Origin of the sequence: Ideonella sp. B508-1 (genome assembly GCF_000333615.1) — a bacterium.
GTDB lineage: Bacteria > Pseudomonadota > Gammaproteobacteria > Burkholderiales > Burkholderiaceae_C > Ideonella.
Genome location: NZ_BADL01000571.1, coordinates 1 through 21,800, shown reverse-complemented (window position 1 = coordinate 21,800; position 21,800 = coordinate 1). Strand labels below are relative to the sequence as shown.

Annotated in this window: 15 protein-coding genes and 1 pseudogene; 2 read left to right on the top strand and 14 right to left on the bottom strand. The window is 64.6% G+C overall.

Annotated features, from left to right (window positions below; translation table 11 throughout):
- Positions 1–252: 252 nt before the first annotated feature.
- From I73_RS22385 to I73_RS34265, 11 genes are all read right to left on the bottom strand, one after another.
- Positions 253–1,044: a glycosyltransferase gene (locus I73_RS22385; RefSeq protein ID WP_022982659.1), complete on the bottom strand. Its 792-nt coding sequence runs from the start codon at positions 1,042–1,044 to the stop codon at positions 253–255.
- Positions 1,044–2,195 (bottom strand): hypothetical protein, encoded by a 1,152-nt coding sequence (locus tag I73_RS22380; RefSeq protein ID WP_022982658.1) that lies wholly within the window; start codon positions 2,193–2,195, stop codon positions 1,044–1,046. The genes I73_RS22385 and I73_RS22380 overlap by 1 nt, the downstream gene beginning before the upstream one ends.
- A complete protein-coding gene (locus I73_RS22375; RefSeq protein WP_022982657.1) occupies positions 2,192–3,028 on the bottom strand; it encodes a histidinol-phosphatase in 837 nt (278 codons plus the stop codon). The genes I73_RS22380 and I73_RS22375 overlap by 4 nt, the downstream gene beginning before the upstream one ends.
- Positions 3,025–4,053, bottom strand: coding sequence for a radical SAM protein (locus I73_RS22370; RefSeq protein ID WP_022982656.1), 1,029 nt, complete (start codon positions 4,051–4,053; stop codon positions 3,025–3,027). The genes I73_RS22375 and I73_RS22370 overlap by 4 nt, the downstream gene beginning before the upstream one ends.
- Positions 4,054–4,089: 36 nt before the next feature.
- Positions 4,090–5,091 carry a glycosyltransferase family 9 protein gene (locus I73_RS29885; protein ID WP_159105921.1) on the bottom strand — a complete coding sequence of 334 codons (1,002 nt, stop codon included), beginning with the start codon at positions 5,089–5,091 and terminating at the stop codon, positions 4,090–4,092.
- 71 nt (positions 5,092–5,162) lie between these two features.
- On the bottom strand, positions 5,163–6,056 hold the full coding sequence (locus I73_RS33370) for a hypothetical protein (RefSeq protein WP_022982654.1): 894 nt from the start codon (positions 6,054–6,056) through the stop codon (positions 5,163–5,165).
- Complete coding sequence (locus tag I73_RS31145) at positions 6,056–6,727, bottom strand: hypothetical protein (RefSeq protein WP_159105920.1); 672 nt, start codon at positions 6,725–6,727, stop codon at positions 6,056–6,058. The genes I73_RS33370 and I73_RS31145 overlap by 1 nt, the downstream gene beginning before the upstream one ends.
- Positions 6,728–6,866: 139 nt before the next feature.
- Positions 6,867–7,085, bottom strand: coding sequence for a hypothetical protein (locus tag I73_RS22345; protein ID WP_022982651.1), 219 nt, complete (start codon positions 7,083–7,085; stop codon positions 6,867–6,869).
- Between the two features lie 555 nt (positions 7,086–7,640).
- Positions 7,641–8,759, bottom strand: coding sequence for a DUF4236 domain-containing protein (locus tag I73_RS22340; protein ID WP_083876993.1), 1,119 nt, complete (start codon positions 8,757–8,759; stop codon positions 7,641–7,643).
- A 78-nt stretch (positions 8,760–8,837) separates the two neighbouring features.
- Positions 8,838–12,278 (bottom strand): DUF3320 domain-containing protein, encoded by a 3,441-nt coding sequence (locus tag I73_RS34270; protein ID WP_234409586.1) that lies wholly within the window; start codon positions 12,276–12,278, stop codon positions 8,838–8,840.
- Between the two features lie 186 nt (positions 12,279–12,464).
- Positions 12,465–14,783 (bottom strand): DUF4011 domain-containing protein, encoded by a 2,319-nt coding sequence (locus I73_RS34265; RefSeq protein ID WP_234409585.1) that lies wholly within the window; start codon positions 14,781–14,783, stop codon positions 12,465–12,467.
- Positions 14,784–15,388: 605 nt separating this feature from the next.
- On the opposite strand from I73_RS34265, the gene I73_RS22330 reads away from it, so the two are divergent.
- Entirely contained in the window at positions 15,389–17,257 is a 1,869-nt protein-coding gene (locus tag I73_RS22330) for an ATP-dependent endonuclease (RefSeq protein ID WP_199899082.1), read from the top strand.
- Between the two features lie 524 nt (positions 17,258–17,781).
- Here I73_RS22330 and glmS read toward each other — a convergent pair.
- Positions 17,782–19,623 carry a glutamine--fructose-6-phosphate transaminase (isomerizing) gene (gene glmS, locus I73_RS22325; RefSeq protein WP_026097082.1) on the bottom strand — a complete coding sequence of 614 codons (1,842 nt, stop codon included), beginning with the start codon at positions 19,621–19,623 and terminating at the stop codon, positions 17,782–17,784.
- Between the two features lie 149 nt (positions 19,624–19,772).
- Here glmS and I73_RS22320 point away from each other — a divergent pair, with 149 nt between their 5' ends.
- Positions 19,773–20,285, top strand: a complete 513-nt coding sequence (locus I73_RS22320; RefSeq protein WP_022982647.1) for an Lrp/AsnC family transcriptional regulator — start codon at positions 19,773–19,775, stop codon at positions 20,283–20,285.
- Here the strand turns inward: I73_RS22320 and cfa are convergent.
- On the bottom strand, positions 20,267–21,448 hold the full coding sequence (gene cfa, locus I73_RS22315) for a cyclopropane fatty acyl phospholipid synthase (protein ID WP_022982646.1): 1,182 nt from the start codon (positions 21,446–21,448) through the stop codon (positions 20,267–20,269). The two genes, I73_RS22320 and cfa, sit on opposite strands and share 19 nt — an antisense overlap.
- A 193-nt stretch (positions 21,449–21,641) precedes the next feature.
- Positions 21,642–21,800: pseudogene (locus I73_RS32870) on the bottom strand (23S rRNA (cytosine(1962)-C(5))-methyltransferase RlmI); the annotation flags it as partial.

Genomic DNA, 21,800 nt, shown 5'->3' with positions numbered 1-21,800 from the left:
GCGCAAAGCAGCGGCAGCAGACTGTGGAGAACCATTGCCCGAAGACTGCTCCCCGTTGCAAAGCGGAAATCTGAGGCAGCTACCTAATACCTGTCACCGCGAAAAGACGACTTAACTCTCCTGCGGCCCTAACCCCTCCCGATCGGCGCAGGCGGCGGGCAGGACTCCAAATCATCCGCCCGAAGTGAACGTGTCCAAGATGCTGCAACACTTCGATCTGGTGGTTCGGGTGCGTTGGTACCTTGCCGCCGCTCACCCCGCGCGTTCAAGCACTTCGAGACCGCGCTCTCTCCAGAATCCGCGGTCGGGCAAGAGGTGCAGGAATATTCTCGCCAGGAGGAAGTCCGATGCAAGGAAATCGTCCAGGTTCATGGTGCCCATCAACGAGCGCGAAAAGTAGGTGTTGTACAGCTTGAGTGCCTTGAGCCCGTCGCTCGAGAGGAAACGCTCCACGGGCAGCGTGCGATCTAGCATGATGTCGCAGGTCTCGAAACAGTAAAGCGGGTGATGGCCGGGGTCGAAATGATGGTGCGGGATGGAGTTCACGGCGTCCTGTTGCCTCGCGATCTCGGCGCGGATCGCGCCGGGGTCGCCCCAGTCGTGGACCGTCGCCTGCAGGCAGTTGCGTGCGGCGGCGCGCAGCAGCGGGTTGCCCGGGCGCGCGGCGAAGACGGCCTCGCTGTACCAGTGAAGGCGGCTGTCCAGTACTTTGGGAAAGATCGCTGGGCACGGGTGGGCCAGGAGGATAGTGTCCGCGTCCAGCCACGCGCCCCCGTGCGCCAGCACGTAGGCTAGGCGGATGTAGTCGCTCTTGGCAACGACCGCGACGGTTGCAGCGGGTGCATCGAACTCCAGCGCGCGGAAGTGCCACTCCTTGTGCTCGTGCGCGGAGCCGATCGCCGCGGTGAGGTTGCCAGGCGTGAGTAGGTGGAAGTCGTCGCCCAGTACATGGCGCATCCAGACCAGTGCAAGCGCGACGTAGGGCGGCATCGTGCGTCCCGGCACGGTCTCCCAATAGCTGACGAAGCGCGTGCGGTCCGTCATCAACGCTCAGCCCAGGGACGACGTGGCAGGCCCTGAGCATCAAGCAGGCCGTGGGCGACCAGATGTCGCTGCACCAGAGACAGCGACGCAGCGCAGGACACCTCGCGCTGGAATTCGTTGCCCAACGCGCTAACGTACAGCGCCAGCAGGTTGGCGGGCGGCAGGCGCTGCACGAAGGCCGGCAGCGCGGGCCGGTTGGCCGCCGCGAAAACCAAGCGCAGCGCTCGCAGAATAGGGACGTTGCCGGGATGCGCCAGGAACGCGGCGACGACCTCATCGAGTGCACCAGATACCTCCGCCAGGTTCAATCGTTCCTCGATCGACGGATCTCGCAGCGCGACGCCCGGATCGAGCGCGATCGCGTACAGGGAGCGGAAGGAGCGTGCGCCGTTGCGCATCGATGCCTCGAACACCTTGTCGGCGGTGGAGCCGGTGACCAGCACGTCGTCCCCGAAAATCACGTGGACCGCCGACCAGCGGTAGAAATCCGGACCCGGGATCACGTGGTCCTGCGTCAGGGAGATACGCTGGCGCTCCTCGGTGCTCAGGCTGGCGTAGTTCTCGCAGGGCGGCGCGATGCGCGGCAGCTTGACTTCCACGATGGTGGGTAGGTCTAGGCCTGCCAGGAATACGTTGAGGTGTTCCAGCACGATCGCGTACAACACGTTGGCGGTGGAGGGCACATTGCGCCAACCGGTCGTCATCATCGCTACGCTCTCGCTGCGCGCGCGCGCGTGCTCGAACAGGCGCCGCCAGTCGCTGTCGGGATCTCGCAGCGCGTGTTCCAGCATCGAGACGATCCGGCCGGCGAGGTGCCGGATGTCCTCGATGCTGCCGTGCTTTGCGCGGCTGTAGCGGCGCGCCAGCTCGGTGGCGTCGGCACCAGACGCCATGTCCGTGAAGCGGCCGTCGGTGGACTGGGTCAGGTGCACGGCCGCGCGGCCGCCGAAGACAGCAACGTATTCGTCCATCCCGACGATGCCGCGTGTCTTGAGCGCGGCCGCGAACGTACGGAAGCCGCGGGACACGGCGTCGGCGTCCTGCTTGGCGGCGAGGAAGACGGCGCGCAGCTGGTCGTCGGCGAGCGCGCCATGTTGTTCCCAGGAGTCGTCGAGGCGCGGCGGCTCGGGGGTGGCGATGGTGAGAGTCATGCGGAGCCCCAGGACGTGCGCGGGTCGAGGCGGACCTCGACCCGCTGCCGCCCTTCGTAGTAGCAGATGGCGTGGAGGCCGAGCGGGACCAGCTCGGCCAGCATGTCCCTCAAGCCGGAGCCAACACTGTCCGGAGTATGCGCATCCGATCCTACCGTGAAGGTCGCACCGCACGCCAGGAGCTGTGGCAGCGCCTCGCGGCTCGGGTAGGACCAACTGCCGTGGTGTTCCCGCCTCGTCACGGGATCCCAGGAGCTCTTGCGCAGGCCCGACGCGTTCAGCTCGTAGGAGACGTCGTGGCGCCGGAACAGATCGGCCAGCGGGAGAAAACGCGTGTGCCAGTAGAACGCCGGGACGCTGCGCAGCAGCGCGTCGGGATGGCCGATCGCATCGAAAAGGCCGCTGCCCACGGACTCCTCGAGCGCCAGGAAGAAGTGGTCGAGGACCGCCGGCTCGTTCAGGCGCGCCAAGTCCCAGACGTTCACGCGGGTGCCGCCCACCATCAGGTAGTGGATCGACCCGATCACGAAGTCAAGGTCGAGATTGGCCAGGAGTCGCTCGGCGTGCGCCCGCGCGTCGGACATGTAGTCGACCTCGAGCCCGGTCAGGATCCGGATGCGGCCGGCGTGTTCAGCGCGCGCGCGGCGGATGTCGTCGAGGTAGGCGTCGAGCTCGCGTTCGAGCAGGCGGTTGTCGCTGTCGACGTGGAAGGGGGCATGGTCCGTGATGGTCAGGACGTCGACGCCGGCCGCGATGGCGGAGCGGACCACGTCGTCAACGCTGCCGGTCGCGTGCTTCGAATAGGCGGTGTGGGTGTGCGAGTCGACGATCATTTGGCGGCCAGCTGTTGCATCATGCCCGGGTGCTTGGCAATCTCCTTGACCAGCCAATACGGATTGTTGACGGTGCTTGCTAGCGCGCGCACGGCGTCCTGGTCGTCGATGCGCGCGATTGCGTCCAGGAAGGGCGTCGTGTGCAGGCGGTGCAGCAACGGGTCGCCGGCGACGCGGCCCGCCAGCGCCTCCCAACTGAACGAGTCCGCGTGGATATTGCCGAGGGCGAGGTACTCGATGCCATACAGCGCCACAGCGCCATCGGGTTTAACGGTGACGTCGAGGCCGTTGTGCAGCGGGGCGGGATTGAGGCTACCGAGCGTGAAGCGCTTGCCGGTGCGCGCCTCGATGGCCGCGATGTAGGCGTGCAGGTCCAGACGTTCGGTCGCGACTTCGGCGCCGGGGTGTACATGGTTCTTGTAGTCGATCGCGAACGTACGGTCGCCGACGACGAGCTGGTCCGCCAGCGGGCCGGCCTCGACGATGCGGGGCTTGCCCGGGCAGTCCGCCGCCTCGCGCAGCAGGTAGCCGCGCGTGAAGGCACGGTCCGTGTCGACGGAACGGAACGAGAAGCTCAACGCGCCCTGCGCCGCCGCGAGTGCCCGCCGCAGGCTCGCGCCGTGCGGACGGTGACGGATCTTCTCGACGTGGTACGAGTCCGAGCTGAGCCGGATGTTGCAGGTGTCCCCGTGCGCCTGGAGGATGGCCTCCGTCTTGTCGTAGAACCGGTTCAGGCGATCGTGGGGCAGGAAGCCGCTGGTGATGAACTCGAACGCGACGCCGCCGCGCGACAAGCCCAGGATCGCGTGGAACGCCGCGACGTTGTTGAGCGGCTCACCCTCGCCGCTGATCGAGACCCGCTTGACGGACGGGTGGTTGATCAGCCTGGCGAGGTTGTGCCGGCCCTGCTCCGACAGTTCGAGCTGCGCGCCCAGGCTGTGCCGGTCCGCGTACATGCAGAAGCTGCAGCCGATGCCGCAGATCTGCGTGATGTCGATGTACAGCAGATGACCGCTGAGTTCCATCGTGTGTCCTTTTCTGGTTGTCGAGTCGGCGCGGCGTCAGGCGTGCTGGCGCACGTCGGTGGCAGTGACAGCGGAGCGGTTACCGGCCGGGCGCGCCAGCACGCGCAGCAGGCCGTCCCGGATGTCGTTCTCGTCGAAGGCGTCCATGTGCTTGCGGCCCGTCCGTCGATAGTGCGCCACGTCTTGCGGGACCCGCACGGTGGTGACGCTGGCGGACGGCGCGGGAAGCCAGGGGTCATACGCGTCGCCCAGCGAGGGAAAGATGGCGACGAGCGGCTTGCCGAGCGCGACCGCCACGTGCGCGATGCCGGTGTCGACCGAGACTACGGCGTCGGCTGCGCCCACTGCCGCGATGGCGTCCTGCACCGTCTCCAGTCCGTCCAGGACGCCCACGTTGTCGCGCGCCACCGCCTGCGCGAGCGCCCGCGCTTGCGCACGCGTCGCCGGGCTGTCGAGGATGCGGAACTGCGTGCTGGGCAGAGCCTCGGCCAGGCACGCCAGCGTGCGAGCGGCCTTGGCGGCGCCCATCGACTTGTCGGGACGGCTGGCGTATGCGTTGAACGCGACATATGGCGACCCGTATCGCGCCGGTGAGACCGGGTGCAGCAGCGGCGAGGTGTCGACGTCCCGCAGCCCCATGCGGCGAAGCACCTCGGCGTAGCGCTCCTGGATGCTCGAGCCGCGGGTAGCGTCGGCCAGTCCGGGCCGCACCCGTCGAAGGCCGTCGTCCATGCCGTGGACCTGCGCCGGCCGCAGCAGCCAAAGGAAGAACAGCTCGCGCGGCGGCAACCTGCCGCCCATGTGCACGACGACGTCGACATGTCCCAGGCGCCGCCACAGCTGAAACAGCGCGAGCCATCCGGGACGGGCGGGAGTGACCAGGAGGCGGTCGGCGCGGAAGTGGTCCACGTGCAGTCCGGCCAGTTCCGGGGTCGTCGCCGCCAGCACCTGCCAGCGGCTCGACTTGCGGAGCTCGCGGTACACGAACGATGACACCACGGCGTCGCCGAGCTTGCCGTCCCAGCGGACGAGGAGCACGGTCCCGCCTGTCGGCTCAGGCGCTGGGGACGGGTGGCGGTCGAACAGGAACCGGGCGAGTCGGCGACCGGTCATGGCGCGGCGGACTGCTGACGGGCCAGTGCCAGGTAGCTGCTGCGCATGAAGGCCAGCTGGATCACGCAGGGCACCGTCACGCGGTACGCGGGACTGGCGAGCGACGCCAGCGTCCAGACGCCGCCGACGGTCAGGCCGACCGGCCCGGCCAGGGCGGTCACCGCGCGGGCACCCGCGAAGCCCGCCGCCGCGCCGTAGGCCCCGCCGCTGGCCAGCGTGCCTGCCACACCGCGCAGGGCGGCCGCAGCGCCGGCCGTGAACGCGCCAGCGCCCGCGACGTCGCCGACGACGCTGCGCTGGAGAAGCTGCTCACCCGTGCCCGCGGCGACCACCGCGCCGATGGCGGCCCAGAGGTCGGGACGATCGTCGATGGACTCTGGCACCGGGGCGGGCGAGCTCTTCCAGCCGGACAAGCCGGCGAGGACCTCGCTGCGCTGGACGGCTGCCGCCTTGTCCAAAGCCTGCTGCAGGAGCCGTTCGAGTATTCGCCGTTCCAGGCCAAGCACGTTCGTGGCACCGGGCGTCGGGGCGCCGAGCTTCCCGGCGACGTCGCGCACAAGCTCTTCATAGCAGATGCCGCCACTGTTGCGCGCGCCTCCGGAAACGAGGCGGCGAAACACGTTGGCGACCGAGTTGCCGCCGAACAGCAGCAGCTCGCGCTCGATGGCGGCGCGGGCGGCGGCGTCGAAGTGGCCGCTGGATTTGGATCGGTTCAGCAGCGTGGTGACGCCCGAGTCGAGCACGAGTCGGCCCTTGCCCTCGTCGGTGAGGTAGTCGCTCAGCACGGCGAGGTCGATGGGGTGGGCCGCTGTGAGCAGCGCTTCGAGGCTGTGAGGCTTCCGTAGCAGCGGGGAGTAGTCGTGAACGTTGTGATCGATTGGGTTGGACATCAGCCAGCTCCGTGTTCTGCGTCTTGCCGGACCTGCTCGCCCATGAAGTCGGACTTGTTCGCGGAGGTGCCGAAGTGGACCGCGATGGCCATAGCGAGGCCACGCACGCTCGGATCGAGCTGCGACAGCGGCATGGCTAGGCTGTTGGCGGCGATGCTGGACGCGTGCTCCGTGGCGGGGCCGTGGCCGAACATCATGGTGGCCATCCGCGTCGCGTCGCGGACCAGGTCGCGCGTGTAGCCGCGGTACTCGGTGTTGCCGACGGTCTCGCGCTCAAAGGCGAGCAGGGTCTCGCCGCCGGCGCCTGATATCACGTCGATGTAGGTCTGCACGCCGGCCAGCAGCCGGCTCCAGTCGTCGGCGGTCATTAGCAGCAGCGCCGGCGGCAGGCCCAGCGCCTGGGCGAGACGACATAGGTTCTCCAGCCCAGGGTTGCGGCCTTCGTCGCTCTCCACGGGCGTCATGTAAGTGGACAGCGTCGCGCGCTTGACATTGGAATGTCGCGACAGCGATGCCTGCGTCCTGCGGGTCGGCTCGCCGTCGCGGCTGTCGCCGCCATACGTCGTGATCCGCCGCAGCGCCGTCTTGATCTGCACCACTGCGTGGTCCTGCGCAGCGCAGGGCGGGGAGTCCTTGCTCCGGGCTGTTTTTTGCTTCTTGGGCGTCGTCACGTTCTCGCCTTGCCGGATCGGATGACTCGAGTGTAAAAGGCGAGAGCGACGACGCTAGCGGCGCCGGCGACGAAACAGATGGCGAACGCCGCGAGCTGCTCGAGCGGGGACTGGTTGACCATGGCTCGGACTCCCGGCTTCACGCCTTCTTGCGAGCGGCAGGCGGGGCCGATTCCTCTTTGGCGGCCGCTTGGTAGAGCGTCAGCTCGCCCGCGCGCGTGACCATGCGGTCCGCCAGCACGTTGACGTCCTCGAAGGCAAGGCCGGTGCCGCCATTCGTGCCGAAGAGGTTGTACTGGGTCTGAGAGATGCCCTGACCGGCCTGGCCGGGGGCGAAGGCGTCGCGTTCGTTGCTCATTCGTCCTCCACCCTGCGGTGGCTACGTGTTGGAGTGACCGAAGTCTGCCAAGCTCGGCACCGTCCGAGAAGCGCGTCTAAGGCGCTGCACCAATAGGTTGGACAGTCGGCTCGCGGCGCCTCGGCGACCCGTGGAATGTCCAATAGGTTGGACAGTTCGGGTTGAGGCGCCGGCTGCTCGCGTGTAGTGCCAAGAGCGTGCGACGAGTAGATCCCCGAGTTCCCGGATCGCGCCTAGGTTGAAGGTCTGGTCTTCGTCACACCGGCCGCTCAGGCTGCGGCCCGCGAAAGTCCGAGAACAGTCTGAAGGCGCCTGTCGGCACTGGACAGGCGGCTATGCAACGGTTGCAGTCTCTTGTCGCCAGCGGCTCTACTCGCGCCTTCTGGTGCCAAGCAACCTTTTTGGCCCGGCGACCGGTGGAAGGTTGAAAGGCCGCCGTCCGAGGTGAAGTAGTCACGCGACCTCTCGCGCCCGGCCAAACTCTCAACGACCGCTGCCTTGCGGCGCGAACTAGAAGTACCAACCCGCACACTACCCGACTCCGGAGGTACAGCTTCATCGTTGCCTATGAATCGCCTTGACTGTCTGCGCGAACGCGTCGAAGCACCCTTCCTTAGACGCCATGAACCGGAGGTCAAGGCCGTCAGGCGTGGAAAGGTGGAGTGCGTTGTAGGCGCACACCGGCAACTGCCTGTTGTTCTTAAAGCGCTTATCTGGCCCGCCTTTCTTGTTCACGTACTGCCACGTGTGCTCGATGACCCGAGCGTCGGAAGGTAGGGACTCGTGCTCGATGAACTGGCTCGGGCGACTGGCAACTTCCAGCCGGTGATAGTCAATTGCGCCCACGGACTTACCTTGGAACGCTAGGACTCGGTCAGGAAAGAAGGCCAGCAGCGTTCGTCCGGCCCGCAGAAGAGGCACGTCGACGTTTGAGGCCACTCCTGGAGGCTGACCGACTGAGAAGCTGGCCTCCTCGAACTTGAGACCCTGTGCCGCACCGCCGGTGTACTTCGTATCGGCGTACTGCGCCGTATTGGCGACCGACCTGAGCTTGCGCGCTTCCGCCGCGGTCCGGGTCGACGCTGTTAGCTGCTCGAAGACTTGGCAGCTTTTCGCATCTGGTTCAAAGAAGAGCACAGTCAACCGCTGAACTCCGTCTCTCCACTTTACCCAACCCACAATCACTGCAAACAGCCCGGCCACGACCAGATGAACCGCCGTAGGCCAGCTCTGGCCCATGTTGCGAAACAGGAGGAATGCAACGAAGAGCCCGACTGCTGCGAACGGCCAGAGGGCTTGGCGGCTGCGCTGTTCGTTCATCGACTGAAGTAGCGCATCGCCATTGGAGTCTGCTAGTTCCAGCACGTCCTTGGCGTTGTGCTCGACCGTGCCAACGACTGTCGGCGAAGGCCCATCATGTAGTTGCGGAGTGGGTGCTTCAGCGGGTGTGGTGCTTGGTGGCCTTGCAGGCGTGCCGACCGTGGATACCGGACTGCTCCTTGCGCCCAAGCTCTTGCGGTAGCGGAAGCCACCAACACCCCCGCTGATATACGCACCTCGAGGGCCAGCCCCGATGCGAAGTCCTGGAATCCCGGCGGACACGCCTATACCCGAACCGGAGAAGTTGAATCGGACCGCGCCGAACCTAATGCTCTTTGAGAAGGTCACTCCCATCTGTCGCTCCCTGGTTGTTCTCGCGCTTGTCAGCACGTCCGCTGACCGACTGTGCCACCCCTTGGCTCTGTGACGCACTCAGCGTGTAGCTCGGACGCTCCCTTCAACTTCCGAGGCCATGCCGAGCGCCACGAGGCGGTCTACTGCTGCGCCTACCCTGGCCTCGGAGTCCGCTGGTGTTCTGGCCATGCCAATCAATCGACAGACTGCGCGCGCAATGTCTGCACGGGGCGAGGAGCCGGCGCGCTGCAGCACGTGCATTGCCAGGCCTCCCAGTTCCTCTAGGCACACCTCGTCGGCGGTGCGACGAGATGCGTCGTTGTGGTCACAGACGCGGAAGTCGTTCCAGGTTGATGGCTGTGCATTCTTCGGCCAGTAGAACGTGCCGCCCGGCTCGTTTGTTCGTTGCAGCTCCTGTGGAATAAGGTTCCTGAGGCGTTCCACTATCCGCGAACCGGTCCTTTCCAGACCCCACGCCCGGGCCACTCGACGGAACAAGACCATCTCGGGAACAGGCCCCTCTGCTTCCACGGCAAGAGCTAAGTGCCGCGTGAGAGTTGCCGCGGCGCGGTACTCGTAGAATTGAACGGGGTCACCGGACGGCAAAGTTGCCGGCGCGAAGACGCGCATGTGGGGCGCATCTGCTGGGGCAAGCTTGTCAATGGTCGCAGCCTCGGCTTCAGGGGGCACATCCTGTTCCGAGTCTTCAGTCGTCGCTTCCGCCTCCTCCATCCGCGCGGCGGGCGGTGCCGCGTCGGACGGCTCTTCTTCAAGGAGTGCGTGTAGCCAAGTCACCAGTCGCTCAATCTCGCCCTCGGCGTTCATCCACCAGTCTGTTGACCAGATTCGATGAATGCGCCACCCCAGCCCCTCAAGGACGCTTTGTCGAAGACGGTCGCGGTCTCTCGCCGTGGCTCCCGAGTGGTACGAAGCCCCGTCGCACTCGATGCCCACAAGGTATCGGCCGGGTGCTCTGGGGTCGACGACGCCGATGTCGATACGGTATCCCGAGCAGCCAACCTGCGGATGAACGGTCCAGCCGCGGTCGCGAAGCATCCTAATGACTGCGACCTCGAATGGGCTATCGGGTTCGAGGCCGGTCGGAGAGCTTCGCTCCACGAGCGCTCTGGGGCCCTTGAGAGCGAACTGCAGGTAGTTCTTGAGGTCGCGGGCGCCTGCGGCGCGAACCTTTGCCAAGTCGATTTGCTCCGGCATCAAAGTCGAGTAGACGACCACAGCCTCCCGCGCTCGCGAGATGGCGACGTTCAGCCTACGGTGGCCGCCTTCTCCGTTGAGCGGGCCGAAGTTCATCGTCGTCTTGCCGGCGGCGTCCGGCCCGAAGGTGATGGAGAAGAAGATGACATCGCGCTCATCGCCCTGGACGTTCTCCAGGTTCTTGATGAAGAGAGGCTCGGTCGAGTTCGTCGAGATGGCACGGTCCAGGGTGGCGTTAGACCTGCGCCTTGCGTCCAGTAGAGTCTCGATGAGCGCTTGCTGCGGCTGATTGAAGGTGACAACGCCCAGCGTCAGCAGCTTCCTGTTGGCATCGAGGTAGTGCTTCTCGATACCAGCAACGACAGCCTCGGCTTCGATGCGGTTGGTACGGCTGGCACCCCGGTCGTAGACCCCGTGAACTCTCTCGAACCGCACGGCAACGTCATCAGTCACCGGTGATGGGAAAGTGACGAGCTTGGAGTCGTAGTAAGCGACATTAGAGAAGGTGATGAGGCTCTCGTGGCGACTGCGGTAGTGCCACTGGAGGCTCAGGTGATTCATGCCGGCGCCCAGGCACTCGTCGAGAATGCTTTCCAAGTCCTCGACTTGCTCGTCGGAGCTATCGGGGCCATCCGAATCTGCGGACTTGTGGAAGAAATTCGTGGGCGGCAGCTGCTTGGGGTCGCCGACGACCGTCAGCTGCTTTCCGCGGGCAATGGCGCCGACCGCGTCCCACACCGGAATCTGCGACGCCTCGTCGAACACCACCAAGTCGAACTGCGCGTGACCGGCATCCAGGTACTGAGCTACCGAGAGAGGCGACATCAGCAGACAAGGCTTGAGCTTTGGCAGCAGCGTCGGCAGACCGCGGACCAGCTGCCGTACCGGCAAGTGGCCACGCTGCCTCTGCATCTCTCTCCGAAGTCGGCCAAGTTCGGTATCGGCTCCAACGACGACTCCAGTTGCTGCTGGCACCTTGCCCGCCAACTTTGCAGCAATGTACTTCTCGGTTAGCTTCTGGAACCTCTCATCGGCCTGCCTGAACTCTCGAATCTTTCGCTCATGGTCTGCGCTAGAGAAGCTTCGGAGGATGGGGTCGTTGTCGATGGTCTTTTTGACCCACCAACTGCGGTAGCTGAACTCGAAGTGGGTGGGACCATCAGCCAGCGTGACCGACCCGCTCTCAAGGCTCGCAACGAGACCTTGCATGCCTTGCCCAATTGCCTGGTCGCGGACACTGCGCCAGAGGCACCACGGTTTCAGCAGTCGCTGAGCACCTTGCCAGCCCGCGACAATACCTTGAACGCGTTCCAGCGCACCATCCGACCCCGGCGGGCCAGCCAGTGGTGCGATGGGCCGCGCAGCCGAATCGATGGCGTCGAGCTTCTGCCTAACAGCGCGCCAAGCATCTCGGTAGCCCAACAGTGCACGACCTACCTGACCGCTTGGTGCCAGCAGAGCCCTGTTCTCGACCACAAGGGGCTGGAGACGAACACGCAGGGCCGCGGCGCGCTCTGCGTCCGTGCCTGCGACAACGGTGACGGACTCTGCGAATCGCGCTGCCCACTGTTCATGCTCAGCAAGACCGGTCCAGTTCGTTCGGATTCCGGCGTAGCTATCCTGCAGCAGGGACTCCGCTTCGGCGTGCATGGACCGCAGGAACTGGTCCTCTTCGTTGACGTCGGCCAGCGACGTCAGCATGTCCTGGATGGACGAATCGGCTGGCGGCTTCCCGTCAGCACGGAAGCTGGCAAGGCGACCTTTGACACTCCGCTTGGCAAGGAAGGATTTCGGCCACCACGTGGTCACCGCACGTGACCACTCGGCCTTGAGCTCCGTTCCGTTGAGCTTGGCCAAGTCATGCTTCCAGCCTGGGCCGACCATGTCCCAGTGTGCCGACCTCAACTTGCCGTGCTTCACCAGCGAGTGGACACGAGCACGGACGTTCGCATCGTGCGCCTGGCGGGCCAGCCCCATCGGCACCTTGGGAGCAGCCAGCAGTACGTCTGCCAGTTGGTCAATCGAGGCGTAGGCGTCGAGGCTCAAGCCAGCAGCGGGGTAGTCGAGCAGCTTGCCGACAAGCTGTGCTTGCTCGCGAAGCACGCCGATGGCAACACCAAGGGCCTGGGCCTCGGCCAGCAACTCATCCTGCCAGGTCGGCAACCAGTCACCCTTGCCGATAAGCGACAACGGGTGTCCTTGAAGCGCTCCGAGCGAGCCGCCGAGCGCAGACATCCGGCGCGAGGTCTCGCGCAGATTTTCGAGTTCCACCTCGGAGTGGGTGAGCGCATCGGCCCACGGCATGGGCGACGGCTCGCGCCCCGAGTGCTCGATGCAAGTGCCGATGGCTTCGTAGACGGTGAGGCCGCTCGGATGTGAGCGGTGCAGTGAGCCAACGAGCGCATTGAGCTCTTGGCGGAGTCCGGCCAGCCGCTCGGCCTCTCGCTCCCAGTCCTGCGCGGTGCGCTGAGCAGCGATGTCAAGGGACTTTCACAACTGCTGTACGACGTCGGCCTTCTTGGCTTTCGAAGAGTGCAGCTCCAGACAGAACGGCCCCAAGCCGATGCTGACAAGGCGACGATTGACGACCTCCAGAGCGGCGAGCTTCTCCGACACGAAGAGCACGGTCTTGCCTTGAGCAAGAGTGTGCGCAATCAGGTTCGTAATGGTCTGGCTCTTGCCGGTACCTGGAGGACCCTCAAGGACGAGGTCACGCCCAGCGTCGACGACACAGATGGCCTTAAGTTGCGAGGAGTCGGATAGGAGCGGCGCCAGGATGTCCTGAGGGCGATGCGAGTCGTCCAGGCGATCAAAGTCACCGTCCTTGCCCTCTCTAGCGAATGCCTGACCCGGGTTGTCGATGAGGTGCTTGACGACGCGGTTACCTTTCAGTTGCTCAGTGCGGTCTTGAAGGTCTTTCCACATCAGATACTTCGTGAACGAGAAGATGCCGAGGTGCGCTTCCTCCTTCACTTCCCACTTCGCTATCTCGCGGACGGCTAGCCGAAACGCCTGAAGCACCTTGTTGACGTCGATGCCCTTGTCATCGGTCGGGATGGCGTCGAGCCCCGCAACGCGAAGTTCGAAGCTGGTCTTGAGCAACTGAAGCAGCGTCGGATTGACGATGGCTTCGTCGTCGTGGCGGGTGAGGCGGAAACCACTGCGAACCGACGTCCGTTGCAGCGAGACAGGAACCAACAAAATCGGTGCCAAATGGACGGCCTCGGCCCTCTCAGCCTCGGTCCAGCGCAGCAATCCGATGGCAAGGTAGAGCGTGTTCGCCCCGCCTTCTTCCAGGCCATTTCTGGCCGCACTGAAGATGGTCAGCAGGTTGCCGTCAAGCGCCTCCTGGGGCACTTTCGCCAAGAGTTCTTTCTGCGCTAGCGCCTCCAGGGCCATATCGTATAGAGGGGCTCGTCCGCCGCGGTCCGTGTGGACCTGCGCCATGCGTGGGTCCTTGCCTTCCATGATGGGGGGCAGAGGACGAATTCGGAATTCAGCTCCTTCGGCCAGAGCGTCTTCCAGCGCGGCCAAGTCGGGGGCTACGAACTGCAGTGTTGATTTGGTGGGCTTGAAGTTGAGCAGGCGATTCCGAAGCGTGAGGTCCAACAGCTTCGACTTCCACTTCGAGAGGCGGCCCTCTGGCGTGTCGTCAGCGGGCAGGTCCAGCGGAGTCAGGAACTCAGGGTCCAGAGCCGGCAGGGGAGGCGTCGGCTCAATCGCGACGGGCATCTCTTCCGCATCCGCCTCCGCGCGCTTGACCCTTGTCGCGCGCGAGGGCAGTGGCTTGATTTGTAGTTCGCGCGCGCGGTGAATGTCGATGGCGTAGCGGAAAGAGTCCTCCTCCAGCAAGTGCGCGTGGCCTTGCTCCAAGGCAATGCGCAGCGATGGCCGGCGACTGTGGTGTTGAGCCACGCCAGTCGTCTCGAAGGTCAGGAATTCACCGCTGTCCACTCGCTTGCGGACTGCCTGAACGTCATCCGTCAGCGGGTCAGGAAAACACGCCGAGTGAAGCCATACGCCGACCCACGCATGGCCTTCCTTCATCAAGACCACGGCGCGAAGTCCCGCCTGCTCCAAGCACGAGGCGAAGAGCATGGCCAGGTCCAGGCAGGTGGCCACGCGCGTCTCCAAGACACGTTCGGGCGTACGAATCTTCTGGCCGTCCGTGCCGAAGGAGGCGGGAGGCTCTGCGTACTGGAGAGAGTGCGCGCAAATCGTGCTGTAGAGAGCTGAGACCTGCTTCCATACGACGTCACGGCTCTTCGACTGGTAGCCGTCCATCGACAGCTCGGGGTGCTCCGAACGCAACAGCTTGGACGCCGCTGCGATGAGAACATCCACCGCCGGGTTGTTGGGCATGCAAAACGCAGCCAAGAGCTCGGGCAGCGCGCGCGTGCCGGCCCACTGGTCGTAGGCCAGGACCTCTACGGGCTGTGCTGAGTGGGCGAGCTCTTCGGTTCCGGTGAAGACCGAGACCTTGACAGCGGCGTTGACCGACTCTTGGAGGTCCGCGAGGAATGCGTGGTCGGGATGGAGGTCGACGGGCGAGATGCGTCGCGTTTCGGACGGGCCGAGGCGGTCGAACCGGACCTTAATGCCTTGCGCAAAGCGGGGGTTGCAGGTGATGAGCACCTGCAGGTTCTCCAGTGCTTCCGTGCCATGGTTTGTCAGTCGTAGCGAGCGAATGACTGGGACGGAGTTTTGGATGGACGCGTAGCCAAGGGTGGCATCGGACTCAACTTCGATGGCGATGCCGGTCGGCTGCGTGATTGCAGCGATCTCAGCCTCTTCCTCTTGGCTTCCCATATCGGCGGCCTCCCTGCCAGCAGCCTATTCTTAGTTGCCTGCCTGCGTTTGTATCACCTTGGCTCCGTAGCATGTACGTTGGCCCAGTCCAACTCGCTGGCTGCGTTGCGGAGGATAAATCAGGGCGACGGGTGCATCGTCCGGCTAGATTAGTTGAGTGCGCGCCGAGCTACGATGATCATCCGGCCGGCGGCAACAAGCCGAGCAACTCGAAGGTTCGTCTAGAGGGTCAAGCGGACGTGCCAGGCATGTTCTGCCGAGCGACCGGTCTCGGCAGCTGCTGACATTCAGCCCTTGCGCCCGAATGTCTCTGCCCAGCCTTGAACGGTCTTTAGTTTCGCCAGCGCGGGTGACCGTATCTGGCCGACTGCTGACACAGGCTCCCATTGCAGGAAGCAGACCTTAGTCATATCGTCATCAATAGTGATGACCGCTTGCAGCGCTCCCGGCGAGAGCCCGAATCCGGCCACTTCCGGACAGCACGATGGCCGCACCTTCGACTGCTTCCGTCGCCTTCCGAAAGGCTGCACTCGCTGTATTGCGAGTTTCCAACAGCCCATAACGAAGCCTGATATACCCTTCGTAGAAGAGCGAGGGAGACACTCTTGGACAGCAAAATTTCTAGAGGGACAGCGCTGGCCCTTTTGGCCGGTGCGATAGGTTGTGTTCAACGCAGGCGCTTGAGGCTCGTCGAGCGGATTGCGAGAAGCATCCACGGTGAGGCCATTCGCAGGGCGACAGGTCCGGCGCCAGTCCCCGCAAAAACGGCCAAAGGAGCCGACTGGAGGCAACTGGCGGCTCTTGAGATTAGGGACTTCAAAGCCATCCACGCGACAACAGTACAGCTTGGCCCCGTAACTATCCTTGTCGGCCCAAATGGCTCTGGAAAATCATCTGTTCTGCAGGCAGCTCATTGGGCGGCTCGCGCCGCGAGCTACATCAAGCCGAAGAATACCAAAGAAGTCATTTCATTTGACCGACTTGACTATCTACCCTCCAGCCAGCCGCTGCGTACAGCTCACTTTGCTGATTTAGGGTCGGGTGGAAGCACCACTCATACCTCCGTACGCTTCATAGGAACCGTCGGTGAAGGTGAGGAGTATGCGGCCACCGTGAAGATTTGGGCCGCCCGCAACCGGGGGGCTATATCCGCACACATTGAAGGAGGCGCCGCTGTAACGCCTTTTAAGCAACGAGCTACCTTCATCACGGCGTACATCCCTGGTCTTGCTGGTCTCGCCGAGCGCGAGACCATCTTGGCGCAACCTCAGATGCGACGCCATGCGGCCAGCGGCGATGCTGGCGGAGTTCTCCGTAACATTATTTACAACATCTCAGTGCGACAGCAAGGCGAGCTGGAAGGCGAAGGTGCCAAGCGGCTCGCTCGCTTGAATGAGCTGGTACAAAAGATCCACCCCGGCGTGACGATTTCCGTGGGCTTTGATGAGCGTGAAGATATTCATATCAACGCGAATTTTTCTAATGCGGCCGATCCCAGCACCCTTCGGCCGCTGGAGGACCTCGCGACCGGTGTGCTGCAAGTCGTTCAAATCTTTGCCTACCTAGTGCTCTTCAGGCCCAAGCTGTTGCTTGTGGATGAACCTGACGCGCACTTGCATCCGGACAAACAGGAGCGATTGATTGAGGCACTGGAGGACGCGTCGCAGGAATTTTCGACACAAATTATTGTGACTACTCACAGCCAGCATGTCGTCCGTGCGGCATCGCCAACGACAAAGTTGGTTTGGATGCGGGATGGCGATGTCGTGACAGATGATGAGTCCAAGATACGCCACCTCATGGGCTGGGGTGGTTTGGATAAGAAGGTACTATTTTTCGTCGAAGACGAGGATGCCGAACCGGTGCGGCAGTTGCTTCGACAGTGGCCTTCGCTGATGCGGCAGGTCTCCTTGTGCCGATGCTTTGGAATCGACAATCTGCCAAGACACCCAATGATTCGCGGATTGATAGAGGAGAACGACCTGGACTTGCGAATCCTGCTTCATCGAGACCGAGACTTCATGACTTCGGTGGAGGCTAAAAAATGGAGCACTCAGTTTTCGACCAAGCGTACCTGGACGTGGGTGACCGAACCGGTGGATGTTGAGGGCTATTTCTGCAATCCAGAGTACATTGCAGCTTCCTGTGGCATTTCGCTAGCCGATGCCCATGACGTGCTCAACACCGCATTAACCAGAATTCAGAGCGCGAGAAAGACTTTTTTAGAGAAGCGCACTCTAATTACCCGTCAACTCTATCCCCCCTCAGGTGGCAGTCCCGATAGCGAAGCGATGTGGGAAAGCGAAGGCGGGCAAAGAGTCGCAACTGTTCTCGGCAAGAGCTTGCACAAGGCTGTAAAGCAGGTTCTGCACGAGCGCAAGGTCTACGCGCACGCCCTGGGAAATTTCGAAATCCCTGCAAGCTTTGAGCTCGCAAGCGATTTAAAGATGATCCTGGAATTGGCGTTGGCCTAGCTGCCGCGGCAATGTCGACCGCTTTGCAGCCGAAACTGCTGCTTGTCTGCATCGGCGCCGAACGTCAGATCTCCAGGAGTCTAGTTGTCAGCGTCGCGAACGACGGCTATGGGTCGATCTGCAACTGTCGCAGGACGCGATAGCGGTCACTCAACAAGTCCAAATGCGAACGCCAGGCCCAGCGGTCGGTTCAAGAAGTGAGGCTGCCGGCCAGACCGTTCCAGGTCGTTCGATCGCTTCTGGCAGCAGCAGTCACTGGGAGCGCCATGGTCGAACGACCGAGATCAGTCTCAAGCTGACGATCTAGCGCCGGCAGGAACGCACCATCCCCTGCCCTTCCCCCTGCCCAAGATGTGTGGCGAGTCCTCTTGGCGCTCGCGTCAAACGACGACAGACCAGTCGCTGTCAGTCTTGCAAGCCGACCCGCTTGCTGTTTTTGACTCTATTTCCGAGTTTTCGACATTAATGCCATGTTTTCGACATTAATTGGTCAGAACAAACAGACGCTATGGCGACCCGCCCCCTCACTCCACCGTCACACTCTTGGCCAAATTCCGCGGCTTGTCCACGTCCGTGCCGCGTGCGCAGGCCGTGTGGTAGGCCAGCAGCTGAAGCGGCACCACGTGCAGGATGGGGCTGAGCGCGCCGTAGTGCTCGGGCATGCGGATGACGTGCACGCCTTCGCTGCTCTCGATGCGGCTATCGGCGTCGGCAAAGACATAGAGCTGGCCGCCGCGGGCGCGCACTTCCTGCATGTTGCTCTTGAGCTTTTCCAGCAGGGCGTCGTGAGGGGCCACGGTCACCACGGGCATTTCGGCGGTCACCAGGGCCAGGGGGCCGTGCTTCAGTTCCCCGGCCGGGTAGGCCTCGGCGTGGATGTAGCTGATCTCCTTGAGCTTCAGCGCCCCTTCCAGCGCGATGGGGTAGTGCAGGCCGCGGCCCAGGAACAGGGCGTTCTCCTTGCGGGCGAAGGCCTCGGCCCAGGCCACCACCTGGGGCTCCAGCGCCAGCACGGCCTGCAGCGCGGAAGGCAGGTGGCGCATGGCCTTGAGGTGGGCGGCCTCGTCGGCCTCGCTCAGCAGGCCGCGCACCTGGGCCAGGGCCAGGGTCAGCAGGAACAGACCGGCCAGCTGGGTGGTGAAGGCCTTGGTGCTGGCCACGCCCACTTCCACGCCGGCGCGGGTGATGTAGGCCAGCTCGCATTCGCGCACCATGGCGCTGGTGGCCACGTTGCAGATGGTCAGCGTGTGCGTCATGCCCAGGCTGCGCGCGTGCTTGAGCGCGGCCAGGGTGTCGGCCGTCTCGCCGCTCTGGCTGATGGTGACGACCAGGGTCTTCGGGTCGGGCACGCTGTCACGGTAGCGGTACTCGCTGGCAATCTCGACGCTGGTGGGGATCTTGGCGATGCTCTCCAGCCAGTACTTGGCGGCCGAGCCGGCGTAGTAGCTGGTGCCGCAGGCCAGGATGAGCACGCGGTCCACGTCTTTGAAGACGCGGTAGGCGCCGTCGCCAAACAGCTCGGGGGTGATGCTCTCCACGCCTTCGAGCGTGTCAGCAATGGCCCGCGGCTGCTCGAAGATTTCCTTCTGCATGTAGTGGCGGTAGGGGCCCAGCTCGGCCGCGCCGCTGTGGGCGTGCACGGTGCGCACCGCGCGCTCCACCGGGCGGAATTCGCCGCTGGCGTCGCGCGCGACGATCCAGTGCTTGCCCAGCTGCACGTCCACCACGTCGCCGTCTTCCAGGTAGACGATCTGGTCGGTGACGCCGGCCAGGGCCATGGCGTCCGAGGCCAGGTAGTTGGCACCGCCGGCGGCCACACCGCCCAGGCCCAGGATGAGCGGCGAGCCTTCGCGCGCACCCACCACGCGCTGCGGCTCGTCGCGGCAGAACACGGCGATGGCGTAGGCGCCTTTCAGGCGCTTGGCGGTCTGCTGCACGGCCTCGAACAGGTCGCCGTCGTACAGGCGGTGCACCAGGTGGGCGATGACCTCGGTGTCGGTCTGGCTCTCGAAGACGTAGCCCTTGGCCTTCAGCTCGGTGCGCAGCTCTTCGTAGTTCTCGATGATGCCGTTGTGCACCAGGGCGATCTTGTCGCCCGAGAAGTGGGGGTGGGCGTTGGCCACGGCCGGCGCGCCATGGGTGGCCCAGCGGGTGTGGGCAATGCCGATCAGGCCCTGCACATCGTCTTGTTCGATGTGCTCGCGCAGCTCGGCCACGCGGGCGGTGGAGCGGCTGCGGCGCAGCGCGCCGTCCTGGATGACGGCCACGCCGCAGGAGTCATAGCCCCGGTATTCCAGCCGCTGCAGGCCCTGGACCAGGACGGGAACCACATTGGCCGTGCTGACGGCGCCGACGATGCCACACATGAATTGCTCGCTTGGAAAGGCGACCCGCAGGTCGATGGGTGGCATCCTAGGCCCGTCAAACGCAAAGATGCTTTCTTGTTTCACCACCAAATGAAGGAAAATTTCTCAGTCACCCATGTATTGAATTTTCTTTCATTAATTAATCAATCATGGAATTTTCCATCCCACTGGATGCCATCGACTGGCGCCTGCTGGACCTGCTGCAGGCCGATGCCAGCCTGACCAACCACGCGCTGGCGCAGGCCGCGCATGTCTCGCCGGCCACCGCGCTGCGCCGGGTGCGGCGCCTGCGCGAAGCCGGGGTGATCGAGCGCTTCACCGCCCTGCTGGGCGCGCCGCTGGCCGGCCAGGGCCTGCAGGTGCTGTGCGAGGTGGTGCTGGACCGCCAGGGCGCCGAACACCTGGACGCCTTCGAGGCCCGGGCGGTGGACGAGCCGCTGGTGCAGCAGTGCTGGCGGGTGTCGCCGGGTCCGGATTTCCTGCTCGTCGTCTGGGCGCCGGACATGCTGGGCTTCCAGGCCCTGACCCAGCGCCTGTTCACGCAGGATGCGAACGTGCGCAATGTGAAGAGCTTCTTCGCCCTCAAGCGGGCCAAGTTCGACCCGCGGGTGCCGGTGGCCGCGCTGGCCGACGCCCGCGCCGATCAGGACACCCGGCGGTAGCCGCCCGGCACGCCACGGGGCGAGAGCACCCACTGCCAGAGCTGGATGTCGCGGGCGCGGAAGGCCCCGGCGCAGCACAGCAGGTAGTAGCGCCAGCGACGGTAAAAGCGCTCGCCCAGTTCGGCGCCGAAGCGGGGCCACGCGGCCTCGAAGTTGCGGTGCCAGGCCATCAGCGTGCGGTCGTAGTCGGCGCCGAAGTTGTGCAGGTCTTCCACCACGAAGTGCGGCTCCACCGCCCGGCCGATGCGGGCGATGCTGGGCAGCTCGCCATTGGGAAAGACATAGCGGTCGATCCACGGGTCGGTGCCGTCGGCCGTGTCGTTGCGGCCGATGGTGTGCAGCAGGAACAGGCCATCGTCGGCCAGGCAGCGCCGGGCCACGGCCATGTAGTCGGGGTAGTTCTTGTGGCCCACATGCTCGAACATGCCCAGGCTGACGACGCGGTCGAAGCGCTCGTCCAGCTCGCGGTAGTCCTGCAGGCGGAACTCCACCGGCAGATGCGCCAGGCGCTGGCGCCCCAGGGCGGCCTGCTGCTCGGAGATGGTGACGCCCACACAGCGCACCCCATAGCGCTCGGCGGCAAAGCCCATGAAGCTGCCCCAGCCGCAGCCGATGTCCAGCACCCGCATGCCCGGCTGCAGGCCCAGCTTGCGGCACACCAGGTCCAGCTTGGCATCCTGGGCCTGGTCCAGCGTGGTGGCGCCCTGGCCACCTGGCGCTGTCTGCCAGTATGCGCAGGTGTAGGTCATGCGCGCATCCAGCATGGCCGCGTAGAAGTCATTGCCCAGGTCGTAGTGCTCGCGCCCCACCTGCCAGGCCCGGCGCGGGTTCTGCAGGTTCAGCAGCTTGGCGCGCAGCACATGCCAGGCCATGGACAGGCCCTGCATGCCCTCGCCCAGGCGGGCGCGGATCAGGCGGGTGAACAGCTCGTCCAGACGCTCGCAGCTCCAGGCACCGTCCATGTAGGCCTCGCCCAGCGCCAGCGAGCCGCCGGCCAGCACCCGCTCGGGCACGCCCGGCTGCAGCAGGCGGATGTCCCAGGGGCGGTCGCCATCAAGCCGCACATCGGCCAGCGCCAGCCACTGGGCCAGCGCTTCGTGGGCCGGGGAACGGCCCCCTTGGCGCCCGCCACCGGACGCCGCTTCGGAAATGACCTCGTTCATGCACAAGCCCTGTCAAGGTGAAAGGGGGGTGCAAATGCGGTGCCCCTGCCGCATCGCAGCAAAGGCCAATGTGCGCCATTCCCGAGCGGGGCGCCAATGCAAAGTTTTGAGGCCCTGCATAGCCCATGGCTATGAATCAGCGCAGGTCGTCAGCATTTTCTGAACGCGCAGACGCCCTGCGCGGCCAGGCGGCTCAGCCCTGCTTGAGGATCACCAGGCCCTTGAGGTATTCCCCTTCCGGGAAGCACAGCGTGGTCGGGTGGTCCGGCGAGGCCTCCAGGCGCTGCATCAGGTAGCCGTCCACCTGGGCATCCAGGCCGGCACCGGCCACGATCTTGTGGAACAGCTCGGC

Coding starts and splice junctions, on each gene's coding strand:
- I73_RS22385 (WP_022982659.1), bottom strand. CDS start 1,044: ATGACGGACCGCACGCGCTTCGTCAGCTATTGGGAGACCGTGCCGGGA.
- I73_RS22380 (WP_022982658.1), bottom strand. CDS start 2,195: ATGACTCTCACCATCGCCACCCCCGAGCCGCCGCGCCTCGACGACTCC.
- I73_RS22375 (WP_022982657.1), bottom strand. CDS start 3,028: ATGATCGTCGACTCGCACACCCACACCGCCTATTCGAAGCACGCGACC.
- I73_RS22370 (WP_022982656.1), bottom strand. CDS start 4,053: ATGGAACTCAGCGGTCATCTGCTGTACATCGACATCACGCAGATCTGC.
- I73_RS33370 (WP_022982654.1), bottom strand. CDS start 6,056: ATGTCCAACCCAATCGATCACAACGTTCACGACTACTCCCCGCTGCTA.
- I73_RS22345 (WP_022982651.1), bottom strand. CDS start 7,085: ATGAGCAACGAACGCGACGCCTTCGCCCCCGGCCAGGCCGGTCAGGGC.
- I73_RS22340 (WP_083876993.1), bottom strand. CDS start 8,759: ATGGGAGTGACCTTCTCAAAGAGCATTAGGTTCGGCGCGGTCCGATTC.
- I73_RS34270 (WP_234409586.1), bottom strand. CDS start 12,278: ATGCCGTGGGCCGATGCGCTCACCCACTCCGAGGTGGAACTCGAAAAT.
- I73_RS34265 (WP_234409585.1), bottom strand. CDS start 14,783: ATGGGAAGCCAAGAGGAAGAGGCTGAGATCGCTGCAATCACGCAGCCG.
- glmS (WP_026097082.1), bottom strand. CDS start 19,623: ATGTGTGGCATCGTCGGCGCCGTCAGCACGGCCAATGTGGTTCCCGTC.
- I73_RS22320 (WP_022982647.1), top strand. CDS start 19,773: ATGGAATTTTCCATCCCACTGGATGCCATCGACTGGCGCCTGCTGGAC.
- cfa (WP_022982646.1), bottom strand. CDS start 21,448: ATGAACGAGGTCATTTCCGAAGCGGCGTCCGGTGGCGGGCGCCAAGGG.